This is a genomic window from Streptomyces sp. NPDC005393 (genome assembly GCF_040606675.1).
In the GTDB taxonomy this organism is placed as follows: domain Bacteria; phylum Actinomycetota; class Actinomycetes; order Streptomycetales; family Streptomycetaceae; genus Streptomyces.
In genome coordinates, this window is record NZ_JBEXFG010000025.1 from 82,880 (window position 1) to 106,488 (window position 23,609).

The 23,609-nt window shown below is 69.4% G+C and carries 17 protein-coding genes and 2 pseudogenes; 10 read left to right on the forward strand and 9 right to left on the reverse strand.

The genetic code is table 11. The annotated features are described in order from the left end of the window. Positions 1 to 79 precede the first annotated feature (79 nt). Positions 80 to 625 carry a TetR/AcrR family transcriptional regulator gene (locus ABZS71_RS21400; protein WP_356212386.1) on the forward strand — a complete coding sequence of 182 codons (546 nt, stop codon included), beginning with the start codon at positions 80 to 82 and terminating at the stop codon, positions 623 to 625. A gap of 38 nt (positions 626 to 663) precedes the next feature. On the opposite strand, the gene ABZS71_RS21405 is transcribed toward ABZS71_RS21400, so the two are convergent. Continuing rightward, the gene (locus tag ABZS71_RS21405; protein ID WP_355857225.1) at positions 664 to 1,764 is read right to left on the reverse strand and encodes a citrate synthase 2; all 1,101 of its coding nucleotides are present in this window, start codon (positions 1,762 to 1,764) and stop codon (positions 664 to 666) included. A 517-nt stretch (positions 1,765 to 2,281) separates the two neighbouring features. Here ABZS71_RS21405 and pdxH point away from each other — a divergent pair. Together pdxH and ABZS71_RS21415 are read left to right on the forward strand one after the other, a co-directional pair. Further along, positions 2,282 to 2,911, forward strand: a complete 630-nt coding sequence (pdxH, locus tag ABZS71_RS21410) for a pyridoxamine 5'-phosphate oxidase (RefSeq protein ID WP_355857276.1) — start codon at positions 2,282 to 2,284, stop codon at positions 2,909 to 2,911. A 500-nt stretch (positions 2,912 to 3,411) separates the two neighbouring features. Next, on the forward strand, positions 3,412 to 4,947 hold the full coding sequence (locus ABZS71_RS21415; RefSeq protein WP_356212338.1) for a PAS domain-containing protein: 1,536 nt from the start codon (positions 3,412 to 3,414) through the stop codon (positions 4,945 to 4,947). A 463-nt stretch (positions 4,948 to 5,410) separates the two neighbouring features. On the opposite strand, the gene ABZS71_RS21420 is transcribed toward ABZS71_RS21415, so the two are convergent. Then, a complete protein-coding gene (locus ABZS71_RS21420; RefSeq protein WP_356212341.1) occupies positions 5,411 to 5,692 on the reverse strand; it encodes a hypothetical protein in 282 nt (93 codons plus the stop codon). A 145-nt stretch (positions 5,693 to 5,837) separates the two neighbouring features. Beyond that, complete coding sequence (locus ABZS71_RS21425; protein ID WP_356212344.1) at positions 5,838 to 6,593, reverse strand: SIS domain-containing protein; 756 nt, start codon at positions 6,591 to 6,593, stop codon at positions 5,838 to 5,840. A 152-nt stretch (positions 6,594 to 6,745) separates the two neighbouring features. On the opposite strand from ABZS71_RS21425, the gene ABZS71_RS21430 reads away from it, so the two are divergent. Then, the gene (locus ABZS71_RS21430) at positions 6,746 to 7,438 is read left to right on the forward strand and encodes a metal-dependent transcriptional regulator (protein ID WP_355857216.1); all 693 of its coding nucleotides are present in this window, start codon (positions 6,746 to 6,748) and stop codon (positions 7,436 to 7,438) included. A gap of 697 nt (positions 7,439 to 8,135) precedes the next feature. Continuing rightward, a complete protein-coding gene (locus tag ABZS71_RS21435) occupies positions 8,136 to 9,005 on the forward strand; it encodes an alpha/beta hydrolase (protein ID WP_356212347.1) in 870 nt (289 codons plus the stop codon). A 63-nt stretch (positions 9,006 to 9,068) separates the two neighbouring features. Here the strand turns inward: ABZS71_RS21435 and ABZS71_RS21440 are convergent, their stop codons facing one another. Together ABZS71_RS21440 and ABZS71_RS21445 are read right to left on the reverse strand one after the other, a co-directional pair. Further along, positions 9,069 to 10,022 (reverse strand): hypothetical protein, encoded by a 954-nt coding sequence (locus ABZS71_RS21440; protein WP_356212350.1) that lies wholly within the window; start codon positions 10,020 to 10,022, stop codon positions 9,069 to 9,071. Between the two features lie 83 nt (positions 10,023 to 10,105). Next, positions 10,106 to 10,768 (reverse strand): hypothetical protein, encoded by a 663-nt coding sequence (locus ABZS71_RS21445; RefSeq protein WP_356212353.1) that lies wholly within the window; start codon positions 10,766 to 10,768, stop codon positions 10,106 to 10,108. A 1,604-nt stretch (positions 10,769 to 12,372) separates the two neighbouring features. On the opposite strand from ABZS71_RS21445, the gene ABZS71_RS21450 reads away from it, so the two are divergent. Together ABZS71_RS21450 and ABZS71_RS21455 are read left to right on the forward strand one after the other, a co-directional pair. Then, positions 12,373 to 12,894 (forward strand): DUF3093 family protein, encoded by a 522-nt coding sequence (locus ABZS71_RS21450; protein WP_356212356.1) that lies wholly within the window; start codon positions 12,373 to 12,375, stop codon positions 12,892 to 12,894. 151 nt (positions 12,895 to 13,045) lie between these two features. Next, positions 13,046 to 17,584, forward strand: coding sequence for an FtsK/SpoIIIE domain-containing protein (locus tag ABZS71_RS21455; RefSeq protein ID WP_356212359.1), 4,539 nt, complete (start codon positions 13,046 to 13,048; stop codon positions 17,582 to 17,584). Between the two features lie 109 nt (positions 17,585 to 17,693). Here the strand turns inward: ABZS71_RS21455 and ABZS71_RS21460 are convergent, their stop codons facing one another. Next, positions 17,694 to 17,966 (reverse strand): WXG100 family type VII secretion target, encoded by a 273-nt coding sequence (locus ABZS71_RS21460; RefSeq protein WP_356212362.1) that lies wholly within the window; start codon positions 17,964 to 17,966, stop codon positions 17,694 to 17,696. 203 nt (positions 17,967 to 18,169) lie between these two features. On the opposite strand from ABZS71_RS21460, the gene ABZS71_RS21465 reads away from it, so the two are divergent. Continuing rightward, on the forward strand, positions 18,170 to 18,430 hold the full coding sequence (locus tag ABZS71_RS21465; protein ID WP_356212365.1) for a hypothetical protein: 261 nt from the start codon (positions 18,170 to 18,172) through the stop codon (positions 18,428 to 18,430). A gap of 40 nt (positions 18,431 to 18,470) precedes the next feature. Further along, positions 18,471 to 19,298, forward strand: a complete 828-nt coding sequence (locus tag ABZS71_RS21470) for a hypothetical protein (protein WP_356212368.1) — start codon at positions 18,471 to 18,473, stop codon at positions 19,296 to 19,298. A gap of 685 nt (positions 19,299 to 19,983) precedes the next feature. On the opposite strand, the gene ABZS71_RS21475 is transcribed toward ABZS71_RS21470, so the two are convergent. Together ABZS71_RS21475 and ABZS71_RS21480 are read right to left on the reverse strand one after the other, a co-directional pair. Further along, positions 19,984 to 21,405, reverse strand: coding sequence for a PE-PGRS family protein (locus ABZS71_RS21475; protein WP_356212370.1), 1,422 nt, complete (start codon positions 21,403 to 21,405; stop codon positions 19,984 to 19,986). Positions 21,406 to 21,549: 144 nt separating this feature from the next. Beyond that, positions 21,550 to 22,278 carry a hypothetical protein gene (locus tag ABZS71_RS21480; RefSeq protein ID WP_356212373.1) on the reverse strand — a complete coding sequence of 243 codons (729 nt, stop codon included), beginning with the start codon at positions 22,276 to 22,278 and terminating at the stop codon, positions 21,550 to 21,552. Positions 22,279 to 22,601: 323 nt separating this feature from the next. Here ABZS71_RS21480 and ABZS71_RS21485 point away from each other — a divergent pair. Next, positions 22,602 to 23,420, forward strand: a pseudogene (locus ABZS71_RS21485) (IS4 family transposase); the annotation flags it as partial. A gap of 21 nt (positions 23,421 to 23,441) precedes the next feature. Here the strand turns inward: ABZS71_RS21485 and ABZS71_RS21490 are convergent. Beyond that, positions 23,442 to 23,528, reverse strand: a pseudogene (locus tag ABZS71_RS21490) (IS630 family transposase); the annotation flags it as partial. Positions 23,529 to 23,609 lie beyond the last annotated feature (81 nt).

The window sequence follows — 23,609 nt, forward strand, 5'->3', positions numbered from 1 at the left end:
CCGCGATCCCAAGCAGGGCCGCGACCCCAAGCAGGACCGAAGCCCCAAGCAGGACCGCAGCCGCGCGACCCGGCAGCGGCTGCTGGAGGCCGCCGTCGCCTGCCTCGCCGAACACGGCTGGGCAGGATCCACGGTGTCGGTGGTCGCCGAGCGGGCCGGGGTCTCACGCGGCGCGGTGCAGCACCACTTCCCGACCCGCGAGGACCTCTTCACGGCCGCGGTCGAACATGTCGCCGAGGAGCGCTCGGCCGAGCTGCGCGCCCTCCCCGCCCCGCGGGGGGAGGGCCGCACCCACGCGGTGGTCGGGGAGCTCGTCGCCCTCTACACGGGCCCGCTCTTCCGGGCCGCCCTCCAACTGTGGGTGGCCGCCTCGTACGAGGAGCAGCTGTGCGCACGGGTGACCGCCCTGGAGGGCAGGATCGGCCGCGAGACGCACCGGATGGCGGTGGAGCTGCTGGGCGCCGACGAGACGGTCCCGGGCGTCCGGGAGGCCGTCCAGGGCCTCCTAGACATGGCCCGCGGCCTCGGCCTCGCCAACCTGCTGACGGACGACGCCCCCCGCCGGGAGCGGGTGGTGGCCCAGTGGGCACGCATCCTGGACGACGTCCTGGGTTCCGCTCCCTGACGGCGCCCCCTGACAATGCCCCCCGACGACGCCCCTGACTACCGCGTGATGTCCCCGTAGCCCTCGATGTCGTGGGGGCTGCGCGGCCCCGGTCCGATGTAGCGCGCCGAGGGGCGTACGAGGCGCCCCGTCCGCTTCTGCTCCAGGATGTGCGCGCTCCACCCCGCCGTACGGGCACAGGTGAACATCGACGTGAACATGTGCGCCGGGACCTCCGCGAAGTCCAGCACGATGGCCGCCCAGAACTCGACGTTCGTGGCGAGCACCCGGTCCGGCCGCCGGTTGTGCAGCTCCTCCAGGGCGGCCCGCTCCAGCGCCTCGGCGACCTCGAACCGCGGCGCGCCCAGCTCCTTGGCCGTACGCCGCAGCACCCGCGCCCGCGGGTCCTCGGCGCGGTAGACCCGGTGCCCGAAGCCCATGAGCCGCTCGCCCCGGTCGAGAGCCTGCTTGACGTACGCGGTGGCGTCCCCGGTGCGCTCGATGTCCTCGATCATGCCGAGCACCCGGGAGGGCGCGCCGCCGTGCAGCGGGCCCGACATCGCGCCGACCGCACCGGAGAGCGCGGCGGCGACATCGGCGCCGGTGGAGGCGATGACGCGGGCGGTGAAGGTGGAGGCGTTCATCCCGTGCTCGGCCGCCGAGGTCCAGTACGCGTCGACGGCGGCGACATGCTTGGGGTCGGGCTCACCGCGCCAGCGGCGCATGAAGCGCTCGACGATGGTCCCCGCCTTGTCGATCTCCCGCTGCGGCACCATCGGCCGCCCCTGGCCGCGGGCCGACTGGGCGACGTACGACAGGGCCATCACCGCGGCGCGCGCGAGATCCTCGCGGGCCTGCTCCTCGTCGATGTCGAGCAGCGGTTTGAGGCCCCAGACGGGCGCGAGCATGGCCAGCGCGGACTGGACGTCGACCCGGATGTCCCCGGAGTGGACGGGGATGGGGAACGGCTCGGCTGCGGGCAGCCCCGGATTGAAGGCGCCGTCGACCAGCAGCCCCCAGACGTTGCCGAAGGAGACGTGCCCCACGAGGTCCTCGATGTCGACGCCGCGGTAGCGGAGCGCACCGCCCTCCTTGTCGGGTTCGGCGATCTCCGTCTCGAACGCGACGACTCCTTCGAGTCCGGGTACGAAGTCGGACATCAGGCGGCTCCTCATGATGTGGGCGACGGTGGGCGGACGGTGGATGAACTGCTGGTGCGGCTGGTACGGCTGGTACGACCGGTGCGGTGTGAGACCAAGGTGCCATCGGGACCATCGGGTTCTGCCGGTGCCGGGACGATTACACGGCTGCGTGGCGCGGCTCGCGGTCCGTACCGGCTACACCGGTGATGTGCCCCATGCGAGTGGTGGTCACCCAGCCGCGGTGGAAGCGGTGCGGGTACCAAGCGCCGACAGGCGCATGGACAGCCACAGTCTGATGGGTGCGCTACCCATGGGGAAGCGTGAGAAGCGGCACACCGCCCCCGCCCACCAGGAGGGTTACGCGCGCCCGAGGTGGGGGAGGGGACCGCTCTTTCGGGTCACCCCTTGCGGCGGACCGATGATGTTGCAAGATAAGCGCGTGCCTCACGTTGACCCGGAGCCCCCGGCTTCCCCCCCGGCTTCCGTATCGGCCTCTTCCGCGCACACCTCCGCGCGGACGTACGACCCGGCCGCCATGCGCGAGCACTACCGCGCGGAGGGCATCGACGAGGCCGAGCTCGCGGGCAACCCGTACCAGCAGTTCACCCGCTGGTTCGAGCAGGCGGTGGGCAGCGGGCTCTTCGAGCCGAACGCGATGGTCGTCTCGACGGCAGACGCCGCCGGCCGCCCCAGCTCCCGTACGGTCCTGATGAAGAGCTTCGACGAGCGCGGCTTCGTCTTCTACACCAACTACGGGTCGCGCAAGGGCCGTGAGCTCGCCGAGAACCCGCATGTCTCGCTGCTCTTCCCCTGGCATCCGATCGCCCGGCAGGTCGTCGTCCTGGGCACGGCGCGGCGCACCGGGCGGGACGAGACGGCGGCGTACTTCCGGACCCGGCCGCACGGCTCACAGCTGGGCGCGTGGGCGAGCGCGCAGTCCTCGGTGGTCGGCTCGCGGGCGGAGCTGGACCGGTCGTACGCGGAGCTGGCGGACCGCTACCCGCCGGGGGAGCAGGTGCCGGTGCCGCCGGAGTGGGGCGGGTTCCGGGTGGTGCCGGAGACGGTGGAGTTCTGGCAGGGCCGGGAGAACCGGCTGCACGACCGGCTGCGGTACGTCCGGATCTCGGGCGAGGACGGCTGGCGGGTGGAACGGCTGTGCCCGTAGGGGCGGCGCGCTGATCCGGCCTGACCCGAAAGAGACCCTCGAGCGGTGTTCGGCACACAGCCGGGGCGTCCGGAAAGACATCCGGAAACACATCCGGAAGCACATCGGGAAACACAGACGACCCGCGGGTCTTTCCCCTGCCGCCGTGAAGCGTGAGGGGGCCGGTCGGACGTACCGGCGACACCGCGGGTCGGGTGACTGCGTGGGATTGGCCGGCCGCGCACATCCTTCGTGCGCCAGTCCGGCGAATGCGCTGAGCGCGACGGCGGACTGCTAGCCCGCAGTCACCTCACGCGTCCGGATTTCATACATCTGCCGAACCACCTCCCTTCTCGTGTACTCACACCCTAAGAACCCCCTCGCGGCGCAGACAAGCGAATTTCCGCATGGCAACGATTTGGTGGAATCCGGTGTGGCGCGTGTCACGTTCGAGTTCAATGTCCCGACGTGCCCCACCACAGGCAGCACCACACGCAGCCACGTCCAGCAGGGGGTATCCGGTGACCGCTCCACAGCGTTCCGAACCCGCACGTCCCGCTCGTCCCACGCGGTCCGCGGGGCCCGCGGGGTCCGTCCCGGCGCAGTCGGCGGCGTCCGCCCCGTCCGACGGGCCCGACCGGGACGACTCCGATCTGCTCGCCGCGCTGCTCGACGGCATGGACGCCGCATTGTGCGCGTTCGACGCCGACGGCACCGTCACCCACTGGAACCGCGAGGCCGAGCGCATCCTCGGCTGGACGGCGGCGGAGGCGGTCGGCCGCAAGGGGCTGGCGGGCTGGGCGGCCCGTGCGGCGGACGCGCACGAGGTCGAGAAGCGGCTGATGGAGGCGATGGACGCGCCGGGCCGCCAGGTACACGAGTTCGCGCTGCTGACCAAGGACGGCGGCCGGGTCCTGGTCCGTACCCAGGCGTCGGCGGTGCCGGGCGCGGACGGCCGGCCGGCCGGGGTGTACTGCGCCTTCAGCGAGGTGCACGCCCAGCTCGACCTGGAGCGGTCGATCGCGCTGAGCGAGGCGCTGCTGGAGGACGCGTCGTGGAACGTGGTCCTGGTCGACGCGGATCTGCGGGTGGCCGTCGTCAACGGCAGCGCGGCGGGCGCGCTGCGGACGGGGCGTACCGCCGCGCTCGGCCGCCCGCTGGGCGAATTCCTCGACCAGGGCGTCGAGGAGGTGGAGAACGCCCTTCAGCATGTCCTGGCGGAGGGCGCGCCCCAGGCGCCCACCGAACTGTGGGTGACGCTGCGGGACGAGGACGAGGACGAGGACGAGGACGAAGACGAGGGCAGCCGGTACGAGGCGCTGGAGGACGACGACGAGCACCGGGCCGAGGGCGGCGACCGGCGCGAGCGCGACGCGTCGGCGCGCCGCTGCTGGCGCAGCGGCTTCCTGCGGCTGGCCTCCCCGCTCACCGAGGAGCCGGTGCCGCTCGGCGTGGCCTGGATCTTCCAGGACGTGACGGAGCTCAAGACCCACGAGCAGGAGAGCGCGCGGCTGCGCTTCCGCGGCAACCAGCTGCACCGGGCGGCGCGGGCGGCGGCCGAATGCGAGGACCCGATGGAGGCGGCCGCGATCCAGTTGGACTTCGCGCTGGCGGGCTTCGCCGACCACGCCCTGATCGACCTCGTCCTGGACCCGCCGACGCCCGCCCCGCCGCCCCGGATCCGGCTCGTACGGGCGGCGGCGACCCCCTGCGGCACGCCCGGCCCGTGCCCGCCGATCGCTTCGGGCGGCATCCCGGTGGCCTACCTGGACAGCCACCCGGCCCTCCAGGCGGCCGAGCGCTGCGGCTCGGTACGAGCAAGCGCGACCCGTACGGACGAACCGGCCGCCACCCAGTGGGCGGCGGCCCGCAAATGGCCCGAGGGGACGGCCCACGGCCTGTGCACGGTCCTCCGCAGCCGCGGCCGCACCCTCGGCGTGGTCACCTTCCTCCGCACCTCCAGCCGCCGCGCCTTCGACCGCACGGACGCGACGTACGCGGAGGACGTGGCGGCGCGCGTAGCGGCATCACTGGACCTGACCCACCGCCCCCACTGAGCCGACCCCCGCCGTGGGCCCACGGCCGACCCCGCCGTGGGCCGACGGCGCGGTCGCGCCCGGGGCCATACCGCTCACCGTGCCTGGCCGTACGGCCGACCGCGCCCCAGCCGTATCGCCGGCCGCGCCCGGCCGTAGGGGTGGCTCGCCGACGGCCGACCGCGCCCTGGCCGACCTGCCCCGCCCCGGCCATACCGCCGCGCCCCGGCCGTACCGCTGTACCGCTGCTCAGGCCCAGCCGTACGGCTGACGTGCCCGGGACGTACTGCCACGTCCTGGCCGCGACGCATCGCCGGCCCGCTCTGACCGCGCCCGGCCGTGCCGCTGACCGCGCCCGGCCGTGCCGCTGACCGCGCCCGGCCGTGCCGCTCACCGCGCCCAGCCGCATCGCCGGCTCCGGCCCCCGGCCGCAGCGCATCGCCGGCCCGCTGCCCCCGCCCAGGGCATATCGCTGTACCGCTGCTCAGGCCCAGCCGTACGGCTGACGTGCCCGGGACGTACTGCCACGTCCTGGCTGCAGCGCATCGCCGGCCCGCTCTGACCGCGCCCGGCCGTGCCGCTGGCCGCGCCCGGCCGTGCCGCTCACCGCGCCCTGGCCGTACCGCTCACCGCGCCCCAGCCGCATCGCCGGCCGCGCCCGGCCGTACCGCTCACCGCGCCCCACCGCATCGCCGGCCGCGCCCTGGCCGTACCGCTCACCGCGCCCCAGCCGCATCGCCAGCCGCGCCCTGGCCGTACCGCTCACCGCGCCCCAGCCGCATCGCCGGCCGCGGCCTGGCCGTACCGCACACCGGGCCCCAGCCATATCGCTCACCGCGCCGCAGCCATATCGCTCACCGCGCCCCGGACATACCCGCTCACCGCGCCCAGCCGTAAGGCATAGGCAACGGCTACCGCCGGTAGAAGATCCGGTCGCCGTACTCGCTCATCACCCGCGCGTTCCACTCATGTCCGCCGTCCACGTTGCCCGACCTCAGCATCGGCGGCTCCACCCCCCGCCCGGCCAGCTCCGTCACGCCCGCCGCCACCACGGCCTGCATCAGCGCGCTGGTCACCACCGTCGACGCGGGGGCGAAGGGCGCGCCGACGCCCTTTGCCGTCAGCTCCGCGTCGCCGACCGCGATCTTGTTGTCGATCACCAGATCGCAGTGGTCCTTGAGGAAGCCGCCGGACACGTGGCGCGAGGTGGTGCATGTCGCGTAACCGACCGAGGTCACCCCGATCACCGTGACGCCGCGGTCCCGCGCGCTCATCGCCATCTCCACGGGCAGCGCGTTGCGCCCGGACAGGGAGATGATGATCAGCAGATCGCCCGCCCGGAGCGGGCTGCTCTCGATGACGGCCGTGGCGAGCCCGTCGACGCGTTCGAGCGCGCTGCCGAGCGTGGCGGGCATGACATCGACGCCGACCACCCCCGGCACTGGAAGCAGATTCATCAGGGCGAGGCCGCCCGCGCGGTAGACGACGTCCTGCGCGGGCAGCGAGGAGTGCCCGGCGCCGAAGGCGAAGAGGCGGCCACCCACACCGACGGTGTCGGCGATCAGACGCCCCGCCGAGGCGATACGCTTGGCCTCCTCGTCCCGCGCTCGCCGCAGCAGGTCGATGGCCGCGTCGAAAAAGTCCCCGGCCGGCTGGGTCTCGCTCATCACCGGATGGCCCTTTCTGTCGCTGTTCGGATCATGACGCTGTCAATAGCAGCCCCCGCCCTCGCGGCGGAAGGGGCCGACCTGGCCCCGTTGTCGGCGGGATGCGTCAGAATTGGGTCAGGGCCACCGCACGACTTATTCGAGGGGCACGCATGTCCGGACTGATCGACACCACGGAGATGTATCTCCGCACCATCCTCGAGCTCGAGGAGGAGGGCGTGGTCCCCATGCGCGCCCGGATCGCCGAGCGGCTCGATCAGAGCGGCCCCACGGTCAGCCAGACGGTGGCGCGCATGGAGCGCGACGGTCTGGTGACGGTCGCGGGCGACCGGCATCTGGAGCTCACGGAGGAGGGCCGTCGGCTGGCGACGCGGGTGATGCGCAAGCACCGGCTCGCGGAGTGTCTGCTGGTCGACGTGATCGGGCTGGAGTGGGAGCAGGTCCACGCCGAGGCGTGCCGCTGGGAGCATGTGATGAGCGAGGCGGTGGAGCGGCGCGTGCTGGAGCTGCTGCGCCATCCGACCGAGTCGCCGTACGGCAATCCGATCCCGGGCCTCGAGGAGCTGGGCGAGAAGGCGGAGGCCGATCCGTTCCTGGACGACAGCATGGTGAGCCTGCGGGAGCTGGAGCCCGGCACCGAGGGCAAGACGGTGGTCGTCCGCCGTATCGGTGAGCCGATCCAGACGGACGCGCAGCTGATGTACACCCTGCGCCGGGCAGGGGTGCAGCCGGGCTCGGTGGTGAGCGTCACGGAGTCGCCGGGCGGGGTGCTGGTCGGCAGCAGCGGCGAGGCGGCCGAGCTGGAGGCGGAGATCGCCTCGCATGTCTTCGTGGCCAAGCGCTGACCCCACCGAACACCCACCCCACCGAACACCCACCCCGAACACCCACCTCCACCGAACACCCACGCACTCCCACCAACACCCACGCACCCCTCCCCACCCCGCCCCGACACGCTGACCGATACACCCGGTTCAGCCGATTCGGCCGTCGCGACCTGGGGCGACGGATTTTCCCGAAACCGGAGTTGAGGGAAACCGAGCGGGCCGCGCCGACCCGTGCAACGCTGTCGCTGAACGCATAGGCGTAAGCGTGCTCGCGCGCCGAGGTGTGCAGAGGTCTGGGGCCGGGGCACTCGAGGTCTCCTCGGGTGGGTCCCCGGCCCGGGGCAGGGGAGGGGGCTCCTTATGGGCCCGACGGGCGGTGCTGCCGAGCGGGTGTTGACCGAGGGCCCCGGCGCTGTAAGGCGCCGGGGCCCCGCTTCCCCATGTCCCCCCGCTCGGCCCCGGGCCGTACGGACCGCGCGAACGCGGCCGGTGCGACCCGGGGCCCTGATGACCCGGAGCCCCGAGCTCCCAGGGTCGGCCCCCGCGGACTCCCTTCCCCGAGTAGTCCGCCTCCCGCTAGCACTCTCCCCTCGGCGCAGCCGAACAATCCTTGAGCGTGGTCACTCGAACGAGGGGTGTTGCCTGGCAGCAGCAGTACATTCGAATGCGGGTTCGATACTGTGAGATCGAGAGAGGGTTGGAGGTGCCACAACGCATGGTGCGACGCATCGATGTGACCGGGGTCGGCGGCGTGCGGCTCGCCGCCTGGGAGTTCACCGACCCGCCCAAGGCCGACGGCGGCCGCGCGGGAGCGCGCGGCGCCGGAGTGCTGCTGCTCCACGGCCTGATGGGCCGCGCCGCCCACTGGGCTGAGACGGCCCGCTGGCTCGCCACTCGCCACCGGGCCGTCGCCCTCGACCAGCGTTGCCACGGCCGCAGTGAGAAGCCGGCCGACGGGCCGTTCGACCGCGGCACCTATGTGGACGACGCTGAGGCGGCCGTCGAGCAGCTCTGCCTCGCCCCCGTCACCCTCATCGGCCACTCCATGGGCGCCCTCACCGCCTGGCAGCTCGCCGCCCGCCGCCCCGATCTCGTCCGGGCCCTGGTCATCTGCGATATGCGCGCCTCCGCGCTCGGCGCCGCCTCACAGCGGGAGTGGACCGAGTGGTTCCGGTCCTGGCCGGTGCCGTTCGCGACCCTCGCGGACGTACGGAAGTGGTTCGGCGAGGACGACCCGTCGCTGGAGCGGCCGAGCGCGTCCCGGGGCGACTTCTTCGCCGAGGTCATGGCGGAGCGCTCGGACGGCTGGCGGCCGGTCTTCTCCCGCCGCCAGATGCTGAAGGTCCGTGAGACCTGGGTCCACGACGCCCATTGGGAAGAGCTCGCGCTGGTCGAATGCCCCACTCTCGTCGTCCGCGGTCTGGACGGCGAGCTGGGGCGCGCGGAGGCCCAGGAAATGGTCCGGGTGCTCCCGCGCGGCCAGTACGCGGAAGTGGTGGACGCGGGCCATCTCGTCCACTACGACCAGCCGGACGGCTGGCGCCGCGCCGTGGAGCCCTTCCTGACCTCGGTGCTGCCGGCGTAGTCGGCCGCCCCACCACACCGGCCCCCATCCCAAGGACGGAGGCCGGCAGCACACCCACAACGATCAGCGGTTGATGGCCTGCACCTCGCGGACGGTCACATTCTGCGTGGTTCCGAAGATCCCATCGGGCAACCTGTCCCCGGCACGACCGGTGCCGGTCCACTTCACCTTCCAGGTGATGGTCGCCTTCAGCTTGTACGCGCCGCCGCCCGGCGTGGACCGCAGATACGTCAGCCCGCACGGCGGCGTCCTGTCACCCGACCCCTTGGTGTACGGGGTGCCGATGCTCCCGTCCCCGTCGATCGGGCACTCGCCCGAAGCCGGATGCAGCTCGGCATCCTTCGTCCCCGGCTCCAGCTTGAGCGAGACCGGAGTCGCGGTCGTCGTCGCCGAGATATCGAGCGGCGCCCCGACGGACGCGGTCACCGACACCGGCCGAAACGTCGCCTTGTCCAGCCACGCCCACGTCGCCAGATTGACGGTCTGCCGGCCCTTCGGGCTGAGGTCGATCGCCGTGTCCGGGACCTTGAGCTGCTGATAGGCGAGACCGGCGAGCACCTTGGGGTCGATGGCGTTCTCAACCGGCGGCGTCTTGCCGTTGTCCACCCAGAACGGCATCTTGTTGTTGCAGGCCAGCCTCTTCAGGATATCCGGCTCATTGGGGTTCTCCACGGCGCCCCACCACATGCCCTTGCCTTGCTTGGCCTTGTTGTAGTCCTTGTACTCGCCGTTCTTGTACATCTCCCGGACCTGCGCCACGGACTGCTTGGCGTAGCTGGGCTGCCTGGCGTCGTCGACGACCTCCTTGTAGCCCTCCTCGTTCTCCCTCTCGAACTGCTTGGGGTCCCACAGAGGCGCATACCAGCAGGGAGGCGGCGACCAGTTGCCGCTGCTGACGGTCAGAGGCCCGGTCGACGATCCCAACCCGTTCTTCGATGTGTCATAGGTGACCTTCGAGGCCTGGGCGTAGAGGGTGTTCTTCTTGAGCCCTCCGTCTGACGAGGTGCCAACGTTCACCTTGCCACCCGCAGCCGCGGGAGCCGCTGTCGCCATGATCATAGATATGGTCAAAAGTCCACATGCTGTCAGCATCGCCGACTTCAGAGCTTGCATTGCTTGGCTTCCCCCTGGACTTCGATCGATGTCGCTACCCACAGCTCGCTCTTGGGGACCAACTCCATCACGATTTCGTACAAGGAGTAGTCCCTGTCGCTGGTCTTCGTCCGCAGAACCTTTCCAGACTTCAATTCCTTGCTGTACATCTTCGACTGGTCCTGGCAGAACGTGACGGAGGACCGCCTACCGTCGTCCGAGACCCGGACCTTGGGCTGGGTGTAGCGATCCGTGCCGTAGAGTGTCCAGCCGCCCTTTACGTTCTGTTCGATCTGATCCTTCGCATACATCTGGGCACTGCCCGATGGCGACGAGTAGTACTTGTAGGCGGCGCTTTCGGAGTCCTGCTTCACGGTCCCGTACCTGATGCCACGCACAAAGTTCGTGGCACCGTCGAGAGCGGCAGCCTGCTTGGCGTCCGTCGGCCGTTCCCAGTCAAGGACCATCTTGAAGTCCTTCGGGAACGTCATCTCGGGGCCATTTTCATCCCCCGAAGCCGCCTTGGACGGGGCCGCTGAGGACGACGCGTCGCCCTTCTGAGCCCCCGCGATCTTGTCGTCACCCTTCTTGCCATCGCCACCGCCGCACCCAGCGAGCAGAAGCGCGGCCGCGACCGAGGCGGCGAAGGCGGACGTGGCTCGACGGCGCACGGTGTACTCCCTGTGTGATGACTGCTGTGTTATGAGGCAGGACGCTAGCGCCGCCCTCCACGGTTTCGCCATGACCTAAGCCGCATTCGGCTTCCCGGGCCCGGTCCCGCCACCCGCCCCACCGTCAACTGAGGCACCACACATGGGGAGGAGTGGAGCTCACAGCGTTGCACGCTGTCGGCAGCGGCCTTCGCAGGTCGATCCGGATCGGGGGGTCTTCACGCCTCCAGCCCTCGCCCAACGCGCCTGCGCCGTGAGCCCGAGGCTGGATCATCAGCCAACGTGGGTGGGGAGGTTTCGGGTTCCGCCACCGCCGCCGGGAATCGCGAACGGTTTCCAGATACTTGTGGATGTCGTTCGGCCTCTCGCCGACGCTGAGCACCAACCATGAACCGTCAGTGAAGCGTATGCGTAGCTTGTCCGACTCCATCTGTCCCAGCAGCGGGTCCTCGATGACCGCCTGATCCCCTGGGATCTCCGCCACCATCTGCATTTTCTTGTCCCGCCCCACGGTTACGCGCTTGGGCGGTGCAGCCAAGACAATGCGACCGGGATCCAGAAGTACAAGACGGGAAGGGTGCTTTGATTGACTGTACCAATGCAACAGGAGCTGTCCTGCCCCTCGATGCCAGTCGCCGTCGAAAGTTTGGTCGAGACCATACTCGTGTAGAAGATCCTTACGGCGACGGTCAGTCTCCTTCCGCTCCCGAAATTCTGCGCGCGCCTTCCTCGATACGAGGAGATCGCCATAGTAGTCAATTAAGCCGCATAGGAACACGACCAGCAGCAGAGGAGCTCCGAGTGTGTTCGTCTACATCCACTCGCATCTCTTTCTGATCGAGCGGGTGACCACGGGTGGCTTCATCTCTTCACGCTCACGAAATCCATTGAATCCGCAGCCGACATTATCCAGGATCTGGTCGATCCGTTCGGTGCCGCGGACAAGGATGGCCGATCGCGGCAGCTCGACCCGCACGCCCTCGACAGCGCAAACGTAATATCTCCACTGCAGCAGGTAATCGACGGGGCTCTGGTGGTGGGGCGACTGATGGTGCTGTCGGACTCGCCTGGGGCCCTGGTGATCACGTACGCCGCTGAACGTGAGCTCTGGACCGTCACGGTGGAGGAACCCCATGCGCCCACTGGAATCGTCGCTCAGGCCGTCGGGGCGAAATCGTTGGGCCGGAAGATCGTCGGTCTGCTGCGGATACCCGAGTAGCCGTCACCTGCCGGCCGAGGGGGATACATGAGCAAGTTGTCTGACTGCGACAAAGACATCCGCGATCTGAAGCGGTGCGCCGACGAGCTTGAACGCACGTTGGACAACGTCAAGGAGTTTGCGCCGGACAAGAGTTGGCGGGGCCGGCTGGAGAGCGTTTCCGGGAGTCATGGGGCGGACGCGAGAAGGAGATACGTCGAGCACTCCACCACGCGAAGCAAGAGATGAAGCGCATACGGAAGAAGATAGAGGAGGAGGGCAAGAAGGCCAAGAGCGGTTGACCGGCCTCGCAGTCACTCGACCAAGGTGAACCGCAGGTTGCGATGGCCCCGCCCGATGCCGCCGCCGCTTGCCGTACGGGGATGCCTTCGCAATCATCGCCACCATGTACAAGGAAAAGCTCTCGAAGACGTGGTCCGTCATCTGTCTGACCGTCTACGTGGTGGGCGTTGCCTGGATGGGCATTGACGCCGGCAGTGAGGATCTCGGGGCCTGGCTTGCCGTGTCGGCGCTCTTCCTGCTTCTGCTTGTCGCCTTCATGGGCGTCCCCATATCCAAATTTATCTACAACAGGGTGGAAATCGACCAGCACACCCTGCGCGTCGGCCGGGAGCGCACCCCGCTCGCCGAGTTGGATCCGGCCTCCGTCGCGGCAAGCCTCCAGGCGGCCACGTCGTCACGCGGCCAGCGATTCGCGACGTCCGCGGCGGCGGTCGACGCGCCCGTTCCGGGGCTGCGGGCGGCCGATCGGGGTGAGCCGCGCATCGTGGGCGGCGGCTGGGGAGTGCCGCTCGGTATGGACAGTGTGGTGATCAGGACAAGAAGCGGTGAAGGACTGCGTATTGCCACCCGGGACCCCCAGGCGTTCCTGGGCGCGTTGGCCCTGGCTACCGGCGCTCGGCACTGAGGGCGCCTTCGCCGCTGAGCGTGCGGCGGGCTATCGGAGACGGGCGTATCGCGGGATTTGGCGAGCAGATAGCCTCGGTGAGCCGGTGAATGAGTCCGTGGCCGGTGAAGTGTGACGGGGCCGGTGACGGCCGACGGGGAGGAAGACAGCCATGCGAGTCCTGGTGACGGCTGTGCGGGAGGGGGCGGATCCGCAGGACGTCATGGTCACCGCGGATGACGCTGCGACCGCCGCCGATGTCGCGGAGGCCCTGTCGGCGTCGCTAGGTGGTCCGGTTCCGCAGCGCGGTCACGGCGTGGCGACCCAGCAGAGCCAGGCCGTGCCGTCCCCGCGGGAACAGGGCGCGCCGCTCACCGTTGTCGTTCCCCTGCCCGGCACCGTCCTGGACCCGCGTTTCGCGTACGGGGGAGGCGCGGCTGACCCGGCGCCGATGCCGAACCTGTGGGCCGACGGTCGCCGTTGCGACCCGCGGGAACCGGCCGCGACCGTCCTGCGCGACGGTATGCGGGTCTCGGTGGACGACGCCCTCGGCCCCTTTATGCGCGCCGGTGAGCCCACCGGCCGTTACGAACTGCGCGTCGCCGGGGGGCCCGGCGCCGGGCGGGTGGTCCGGCTGGCGGCGGGCGTGGCGACCATCGGGACCGACCGCACCTGCACGCTGCCGGTGGCGGACGCCTTTCTGCCGCCGGTCGCGGTGCGGGTGACGGTGCACATCGACGGCCGGGTCGCGTTCGTCCCCTCCCCTGACGCGCAGGTGCTGCTGGACGACGAGCCGATCGAGGGTGGGGGAGAGCAGCAGTGGCCGCTGGGCGGGATGCTGAGGGTCGGCGACTCGCTGTTCGTGCTCGACGAGTCGGCCGAGCCCGACGCTCATCTGTCCGCCACCGGTGAGGGCGGACTCGCGTACAACCGTCCCCCGCGTCTGTCCCCGTTGCGCCCCCGTGCCCGCGTCACCGTGCCGGGCATGCCCACCAAGGGCGAGAACGCTCGCTTCCAGATCCTCGCCTCCCTCATCCCCCTGGCCTTCGGCCTGCTCATGTACTTCATGACCAAGCAGATCTACATGCTGCTGTTCTGTCTGATGAGCCCCGTGATGATGCTGGGCCAGTGGCTGAGCGACGCGCGGTACGGGCGCAAGCAGCACCGCAAGTCGATCAAGCAGTACCGGCAGGAGGTCGTCGAGCACCAGGCGGAGCTGTTGAGTCTCGGCAAGCAGGAACAGCGGGACCGCCGCGTCGCGCATCCGGACCCCGCGGAAATCCTGCTGTTCGCCACGGGGCCGCGCCGTCGGCTGTGGGAGCGCAGGATCACCGATCCCGACGCCATGCAGTTGCGGCTCGGAGTGGCGGATCTGCCCTCGGACGTCGAGTTGGTGATGGCCCGCAACGCCCAGTACGGCGACGAGGCGCCGGAGCCTCCGGTGCTGCCCGATGTCCCCGCCTCCCTGGCCTACGTGGAGCTGGGTGTGGTCGGTGTGGCCGGTGACCGCGACCGCGTTCTCGGCACCGCCCGCTGGCTCGCCGTACAGGCCGCCGCGCTGCACAGCCCGCGCGATCTGTCCCTGGTGGTGCTCAGCTCGACGCCCGAGTCGGGCGCGGCGTGGAGCTGGACGCACTGGCTTCCGCACACCGCGCCCCAGCAGGGGCAGGACTGCGTGGCGCTGCTCGGCGCGGACTCCGAGGTGATCGCCAAGCGAGTCAATGAGCTGCTCAACGAGCTGGGGCGGCGTAAGGCGGCGAGTGAGCACCAGAGCGCGTACGGATCCCTGCGCCCCGACCCGTACATTCTCCTCGTCTTGGACGGCGCACGGCTTCTGCGTCGTATGCCCGGGGTGCCCCAACTCCTCCAAGAGGGCCCGCGCCACGGCATCTTCGCGCTGTGCATCGACGAGGACGAGCGACTGCTCCCCGAGGAGTGCCGCGCCGCGATCTGCTGGTCCCCCCAGTCCCCGACCCGGGTCCATCTGCGCGGTTCCGGTCTGGAGTCGGTCGGCGAAGTGCTGGTCGACCAGGTGGCCTTGGACTGGTGTGAACTGGTGGCGCGCTCCCTCGCCCCCGTACGCGACGTCAGCCGCGACGACGCGGACAGCGCCCTGCCCACGGCCGCCCGGCTGCTGTCGATGCTCGAGATGCCGGACCCCACCGGCGTGGACATCGAGCGGATATGGCGGGCCGGGGGCTCGACGACCGCGGCACCGATCGGCATCGCGGCCGATGGCCCCTTCGTCCTGGACATCCGGCGCGACGGACCGCATGCGCTGGTGGCCGGCACCACGGGTGCGGGTAAATCCGAGCTGCTGCAGACGATCATCGCCTCGCTTGCCGTGGTGAACCGCCCCGACGCCCTGAATTACGTGCTCATCGACTACAAGGGCGGCAGCGCGTTCCAGGACTGCGCACGGCTGCCGCACACCGTCGGCATGGTGAGCGACCTCGATGCCCATCTGACCGAACGGGCGCTGGCCTCGCTCGCGGCCGAGCTCAAGCGCCGCGAGGAGATCCTCTTCGAGGCGGGCGCCAAGGACATCGAGGACTACAACGACACCCGCAAGCTCCGTCCCGAGCTGGAGGCCATGCCCCGGCTCGTCCTGGTCATCGACGAGTTCGCCTCCCTCGTCGCCGAGCTCCCGGACTTCATCGCGGGTCTCGTCGACATCGCCCGACGCGGCCGCTCCCTGGGCGTACACCTGGTGCTGGCCACCCAGCGTCCCGCCGGTGTGGTGAGTGCCGACATCCGGGCCAACACCAACCTGCGGATCGCGCTGCGCGTGACGGACGCCTCCGAGTCGTCCGACGTCATCGACGCACCGGACGCGGGCGCCATCTCCAAGTCGACGCCGGGCCGAGCCTACGTACGCTCCGGAGCCCAGTCGCTGGTCGGTGTGCAGTCGGCGCGGATCGGTGGCCGGCGCCCGAGTGACGGCCAGGCCGGCCCCAAGGTGACCTTGGCGGCGCTGCCCTGGTCCGCGTACGGCCGCCCGCTGCCACGCGTGGCCGAGGCGGAGGACGACGGAACGATGGTCACCGACCTGGCCGTTCTCGTCGACGCCGTACGCGACGGGGCCGCGAAGATGGGCTTCGGGACGCCCCGGAGCCCCTGGCTGCCGCCGCTGCCCACACAGGTGGCCCTCGACGAACTGCCGGAGCCGGAGGTCGCCCCGGCGGCCGCCGCGGATGTACACCCGGCGCCCTTCGGACTCACCGACCTGCCGGCCGAGCAGAACCGTAAGGCGTTCGCGCTGGATCTGGTCGGCGGCGAGCACACCATGCTGGTCGGTGGCCCTCGATCCGGCCGGTCCACCGCCCTGCGCACGCTGGCGGGGTCCCTCGCTCAGCGGTCCTCGCCGGGCGATGTGCACCTCTACGCCATCGACTGCGCCTCCAACGCCCTTCTGCCGCTCGTAGGGCTTCCGCACGTCGGCGCGGTCGTCACCCGTGACCAGCCGGACCGCGTGCGCCGGCTGATCGACCGGCTGCTGGCAGAGGTCTCACGACGCCAGCAGATGCTCGCCATGATGGGGGCCTCCAGCGCCGCCGAACAGCGCGCGTCGGCCCCGCCGGAGGAGCAGCTACCGTGGATGGTGGTCCTGCTGGACGGCTGGGAGGGCTTCACCTCCACGTTCGAGAGCTACAACTACGGACAGCTCATCGAGTCCATGCAGCGGCTCTTCCGCGAAGGCGCCTCCGTTGGCATGAGGGTCGTCATGACCGCCGACCGCAGCGGTCTGAGCGGGCAGGTGTCCTCCGTGTTCGGCGAACGGCTGGTGCTGCGGCTCGCCGACCCCAGCGACTACTCGACCGCGGGCTTCCAGGTCAGGGACGTCCCCAAGGACATGCCTCCGGGCCGGGCGCTGCGGCTGGCCGACCACGGTGTGGAGGAGACCCAACTGGGGCTGCTGGCCGCCGACCCGTCCGGCCAGGCGCAGGTCAAGGCGTTGCGCCGGATCGGCCACGAGGCGGAGCAGCGGAGCCCGCGCCTGCCGAAGCCCCTGCGCCCAATGCGCGTGGACGCGCTGCCCGGCCGCATCACGGCCGCGGAGGCGATGGCCCTGGACCCCGACTTCGCACCGTCCTCACCGCTGTGGACGCTGCTGGGCGTGGGCGGCGACGAACTCCAACGGGTCGGCGTGGACTTGCAGGAGATGGGTCCGGGTCTGGTGATCGCGGGCCCCCCGAAGTCGGGACGTTCGACCGTGCTCGTCGGCGCGGCCCGCTCCCTGCTGCGCTGCGGTACGTCGCTGGTGCTGATCACCCCCCGTCGTTCGCCGCTGCGCGACCTGGCTGGCGAGCCGGGGGTGCTGGGCGTGCTCGGCTCGGACAGCGGAGAGGACGATCTGGAGGCGCTGCTGCGGCAGGCCGACGGGCCGTACGCGGTCGTGGTCGACGATGCGGAACTGCTCTATGACGAGGCGCTGGACGATCCGCTGGAGGGCGTGCTCCGCAGCGGAATGGACGGGGACCACGCGGTGATCGCCGCGGGTACGACGGACACCTTGTCCTCCCAGTACCGGGGCTTTGTCACGGAAGCCCGTAAGACGCGCAATGGTGTATTGCTGATGCCGCAGAGTTCATCGGACGGAGAACTGTTCAACATTCGACTGCCCGCGAACAGCGGCAGCGGTTCTCCGGGTAGCGGCGTCTTGGTGCGCGGCGGCGAGATGATGCCGATCCAGGGAGTATTGGACGAATAGTCCGAAATCAGCGAAACGGTAAACGAAAGAGGCCGGGGCGTCACCCCTCAGGGGTGCGCCTCGGCCTCCGCGGCGACCACGCCGCGAGCGACGCGCTCCGGTAACTCCGTCAGGTCGCGCGCTCGATGTTGTCGTGGCTCTGCTTGGCCGACTTGCTGGCCTGGTGCAGCGTCTCCACGAACTTGTCGAACGTGGGCTTCACATTGGCCCACTCGTCCCGGAAGCTGTTGGCCTTCGGGCCCTTCCAGTAGCTGTCGCTCGTGGTCGTCTTGGTGTTCAGGTGCTTAACGAGAGCCGCGAGATCCCCGGCCTTCCTGTCGAAGTCGTCGGACAGGCTCTTCAGCTTCTCCAGGCTTGCGCCGCGATCCATGTCGCCTGCCATGGCGCTCCTCCCCGTGTCGTCAGAGGCAAACGGACGTCCCGCCTGCACCCTTGGACGCTACCGCAGCGGCCGTCGATCCCGTAACTCGCACGGTGCCTTGTAACGGACCTGATGCATATCGCACGCGCCTGACGTATCCCCGGGACCGCGCCCGTCACTTGGGGCTATGCTGAAGCAGCCGTGTGATAAGGGGGTGCAACGGCATGGCCGATCCGGAAATCGACAAGCTCACCAAGCGCGCCTCGCAGTTGCGATCGCTTGCTGATGACATTGATTCACTCGTTGATAAGCCCAAGAACCACAGCGCGAACGCGATGAAAAAGTGGGCGGGACCGAACGCCGACAAGGTGCGCGGCGATCTGAGGTCATGGGCCACAAAATGCGCATCAGTGGCGAAAGCCTTGCGAGAAGAAGCACGTCGGTGCGACAAGAGCGTCGAGGACGCGAAAAGCTCGAAGAAGTGAGCCCGGCTCACCGCCGGTCTTACGGGAGAGAATGAGAGACATGCCTTCGTACGACAGCTCCCGGTCCCGTTTCCGCCTGGCCGACCGTCATATCGCCGTCTTCGCCCATCTGCTGGACGGCGAGACGCCGCCGGAGCAGCTCTGGGACTCCCTGGTGGAGCTTCAGCGGATCGGTCTGGTCGGAGAAGAGGGCGAACTCGCCCCTCTTCTCCGCGATCTGCTAGGCGCGCTGGCGAACCCCATGGTCCTGGTCACGGTGGAGATCACGGGCGAGCACGGCACCGTGAACCACGGGATCATCGTCGGCCAGGAGGCGGTCATCGCCCACGACGGGTGGCCCGGCGAGGAGGAGTCCGAGTACGTCCCCATCGAGCCGCACATGCTCGTGTGGGAACTGGCCCGCATGGTCCACCTCCACAGCATCGAGCCCCCGGAGTCCGAGGTCTCCCGCATCGAGACCACCATGGGCGCCCTCGACGCCGCCTTCGCGGCCCTCGACGAGGCCGCCGGCGACGAAACCGCGGCCTCCGAACTGACCCGCAAGGCGTTGGCCGAGGTAGGCGGCCTCAAGGAACCTCAGCTCAGCGAGCTCAGCGAACTCGTCCTTGCCATGAACGCCATGTGGCGCATCACCACGGCCTGGGACGGCAAGCACGAGGACGAGCGGGCCGCGATGGTCAGGGCCCTCGCGGTCTGGGACTGCGGCCCGCGCGGCTGCTGGGTCCGGGAGAAGCCGGAAGAGCCCATCATGGAGGGCCAGGTCGGCCCGGACAGCGAGCTGGTGCTGGTACGGACCCCGTCCCGCGAAATCTGGGAGAAGATCACCGATCTCCTCCCGGACAAGGAAGACCTGATCGACGAGGCGTGACGCGCGGATCGCGGGCGCACTCGCCCCTGAGGCGGGCATTACCGACAGATTGAGAGTATCTTGACGCCGGATTCGAGTTCGACCTGGCCCCGGTGTCCGACGGGTCCCAGCAGGGCTACCGAGGCCGTATCGGTTCGCTCGGCGACGTAGAGGTTCGCTCCGTGATGGCTGATGGGAACAACCCGCACAACGAGACCGTCCTCCGCGTGAAGCATTTCCTGAGACCATCTTCAGCGGTGGTGGATACGGTGGCGTACCGTCCCTGGACGGTGGGTTTCTCAGAATCGACGATGTCGTCATGCGAACCGACTTCCGGGTCACGGGGCTATGTAAGGGATCCCGTCGGCTGGACATCGACCATCGCGGCACCGACGGTTCACCTATACGTCCACCGGCGAATCCAAGGACGCTGAACTTCGCAGAGACGGGGCAGCCGTCACGATCGGCCCCGTTGTACGCAAGCCCGGTATCGAGCGCGTAGGCAGAGCCGAAGGAGACGGGGACGCAGCGGACCTCGCGATCGCCCTCGTGCTCAAGCAGGTCGACACCTCCTGTTTGACGCTCGCTCGTGCGCTCTGGCGCGGCCCGCGAGACTGGCAGAGCGTAACGGACCTTCTGCCAGATGGGCATCAGCTCCTTGTCGAGGACCCCGCGTCGCTCGGGTGAGCGGATGAGATGACCAGGGTCAAAACCAATTCATGGGATTAGCCGCCTTGGCTACGGCCTTGGCGCCGCTCGCTATGCCTGATCCGACCTTCTTGGCGGCATCCCCGGTCCACTCGACGGCCTTCTTCGTTCCCGCCTTGACGTCGTCCCAATGCTCGACGACCTTGGCGCCGACGTAGACCCCGCCGAAGACGACGGCGGCGCCGATGGTGAAGGGATTGGGGGCCACCATCGCGGCGGTCATGGAGGCGTTGAAGCCCACCTCGGCGACATCCGCGACATACCCGGCGCCATTCCTCTTGAACGCGTCGACCGGGTTGCCCTGGGAGATCACATTCGCTGCGCTGAAAGCCGTGGAAGCGACACCGCCGGCAACACCGAGACCGCGAAGAGCGCCCGATACCTTGCCGGCCCCCGCCAGTCCCTTGGTCAGGGCCGCGCCTCGCGACCAGCCGACGGCTCGCCCACGGGTGTAGATATTGCCCGCCACCTTGAACAGGTTGGCGTTGCCGGCGCGCGCCACCGCTTGCCCCGAGTGTGTGAGCCCTCCGTACCGCGCGGCGAGGGTATCCGAACCGACGACGAAGTTGATGACCTTGTTGGCGGTGAGGCCGCGCCAGACGGGAGAGTTCATGAAGGGGAGCCGGCGAGCGGCGTTGAAGCCCGTTCCCGTCCAGTCGCCGACAACGCCGCTGGTGCCGGGGACCCTGCCCTGGGCCCACTGGCTCAGCTTCGACGGGAACCAGCTGCCGGGCGCGCCAAGCGAGCGGAGCTTGGGGGTCCACTTGATCAGGCCATTGCCGGCCTTCTGGATGAGGCCGCTGCGGGAACCCCGCAGCGCCACGCCCAGGCGGGTCTTCCAGGTCCTGAGCGCACCGTTCTTGAGCGAGTTACCGAGCAGCACCTTGGTCAGCACGGTGCCTTGAATGGTGACCGTCGCGCTGGTGCCATTCACCGATGTCCAGTCGCCGTAGAGCCCGATCATGGTCTGGATGGTCTGCTCATGGGGCTGGAGGCCGGGGATCTTGGCAATCGCGTGGGCCTTCATACGGTCGAGCCAGTCGCTCAGCGACTCGTTCGACTTGCGCTGGAAGACATCAGCCTGCGGGGAATCATTGGCGGCGACGGAGTTGGCAAGGAGCAGCGCGTCGGGTGTGAGGCCTTCGCCCTTGTATTTCTTGATGTCTTCCGCGGTGAAGCCGGCCCACTTCAGACCGGCTTCGGGGTCGCCATCCTCAAGCCGGGCGATAGCGGCCCGTTTCCGAAGGTCTGGGGCCGTATCGGTCACCCACGAGGACAAAGGTTTGAGCGTCGCCAGCTTTCCGCTCGCGTCGAGGGACGATGCCCGGGTGAATGCCTCCCTGAGCTTGTCCGCCACTCCACCCTTGCCGTCGATGAGCTTGGCGAGTTGCTCCAAATCGCCTGGGTTGACGTTGCGCACGCTGACCCCCGTTTCTGGCGTCCGTGACCGCCCTGTGCGTGTTACCTGTCGTCAGCGGGGTCATGATAGGGCGGATCCGCGCCCGAGCCATCTTCTGTGGCTGAGCTGTAGCAAGACGGGATCCAGCCGTCCTTCAGGGGCTGGTCAGCGGTCCCCGAGAAGGACAAAGGCGAAGGCGAGACGACGGTCCAGCCAATCTGCTGTGATGGTGCACATCTTGCCCTGAGAAGTCATAACCAACTCCCCGCCGGCTCTCCATTCGAGTGTCCGGGCCTTCCGCTCCGCCTGATCGCCGCTGTCGGCATCCAAGGAGGCCAGGGAGTCCATGAGCCCCGAGATGAACTTGCCTGCCCCGCGCCCCGCGATCTCCTTGGCATCCCCGCTGGCCCACTGATTGCGGCCCACGATCTCCGGGTGCCCTGGCTGATCGATGCGCCAGGTGTGCTTGAACATCCGCTTCGATGGGGCAATGCGGTGGATTGTGCCGATGATTTCGCCCTTGCCGTCCCGCACATGGTGACGGCGGTCTCTGTCGGCGTCTTGCCCAGCGCCCTCGTCGTCCTTCGCATCCTCGACGCCCTCGGTGTCGACGTAGCAGAGCAGCCGCTGGGCTTCCTCGTCCTCATAGAGGCGGGGACCGGAAATACCAGGAGGAGCCGGCACGGAAGGGGGTGCACAGTACGCACACGGCGCATATACCCGCGATCCGCCTCCCCCTTTCGGAACACGAACGGCCCGAACCCCGCGGACGGCACGCTTGCGCTTCGGCGTGGCGGGGCGCTCCACACCTCCAACGGTGAACTCCCGTACCCCCACCCAATCAACGGCGGCCACCGGAGGCTCCTGCCTCGCCTTGTCCTTGCCGAACGCCACTGCAATCTCCTTGCCGGTCTGGTCGAGCGCGACAGCTTGACCGTAGCGTTCTGGGCCACCGGCGTGGCGGGCTGCCCTGCTGTCCGGAGGGTGGCTTGGGCGCCCCATCGGTGTACCGCCTGTCACCACCAGCTTCTCGGGTCGAGGTTTTTGGCGGCGTTCTTGGCTGTGTTGATCGCGCTGGACCCGTATTCCTTAGCCTTGTCGCCGACCCATTTTACGGCCTTCCCGGGGGCCTTCTTGACGCAATGCCGCTAAGTTAACTGCTCCTGACGTACGCCTGTTGGCGAGGTGGGTGGGGTCGGCTCGCTATGGTGCGGGCCATGGTGCGTGCGGGGCAGGTCAGCGGGGATGAGTCGTCGGGCGGGCGGCTGACGGACCACATCGAGTTGGGTGTTCTCGCCCGTACCTTTCCCCGGGATCTGCTGGAAGAGGTCCTGGATGTCACGGGGCGGCGGGAGAAGCGGGTGCGGCGGCTTCCCACGCATGTGATGACCCGTTACGTGATCGCGCAGGGTCTGTTCTTCGGGAGCGGGTCGGAGGAGGTCATGCGCCAACTGGTAGGTTCCCTGCGGCATCTGGGCTCGTGGAGTGATGACTGGCAGGTGCCCAGCACTTCGGCGATCGCGCAGGCCCGGGCCCGGCTGGGGGCCGAGCCGTTGCGGGAGTTGTTCCGGCGCGCGGCGGTCCCGGCGGCCGGATACGGCACCAAGGGCGCGTGGCTGGCCGGTCTGCGGCTGATGTCAGTCGACGGAACCTGCTTGGACGCGGCGGACACCGAAGCCAACGTGGCCGCGTTCGGGCGGATGAGCACCGGGCCGAAGGCCTCGGCTTTTCCCAAGGTGCACCTGGTCACCTTGTCCGAGTGCGGCACTCACGCCGTGGTCGCGGCGGAGGTCGGCGGCTGCCGGACCGGGGAGCGCACGCTGGCGGCCGGCCTGCTGGACGCTTTGGAGCCGGACATGCTGCTGCTGGCCGATGCAGGGTTCTACAGCTGGCAGCTGTGGCACGACGCCGCCGCCACCGGCGCCGCCCTGATGTGGAGGATCGGCGCCAGCGTGAGTCTGCCCGTCGTCCGCGCCCTGCCTGACGGTTCCTACCTGGGTCTGCTCTTCGACCCGTCGGTCAAGACCGCGCGCCGTCAGGTACTCGGGACCTGTCCCCGATATCCGTCTGCGGGAGCGGCCTCGCACCCGCACCACTGGGGTGCGGCCTCGCTGTGACCAGGTCCTCGCCTGCGGCGGCGTCATGGAGAAGCCGGCTTCGTCGCTGAGTAGGCCCGGGGCGCGGTGCCGGGATTGCTCCCGGTCCGTTTCCCCGGACCTCTCGCC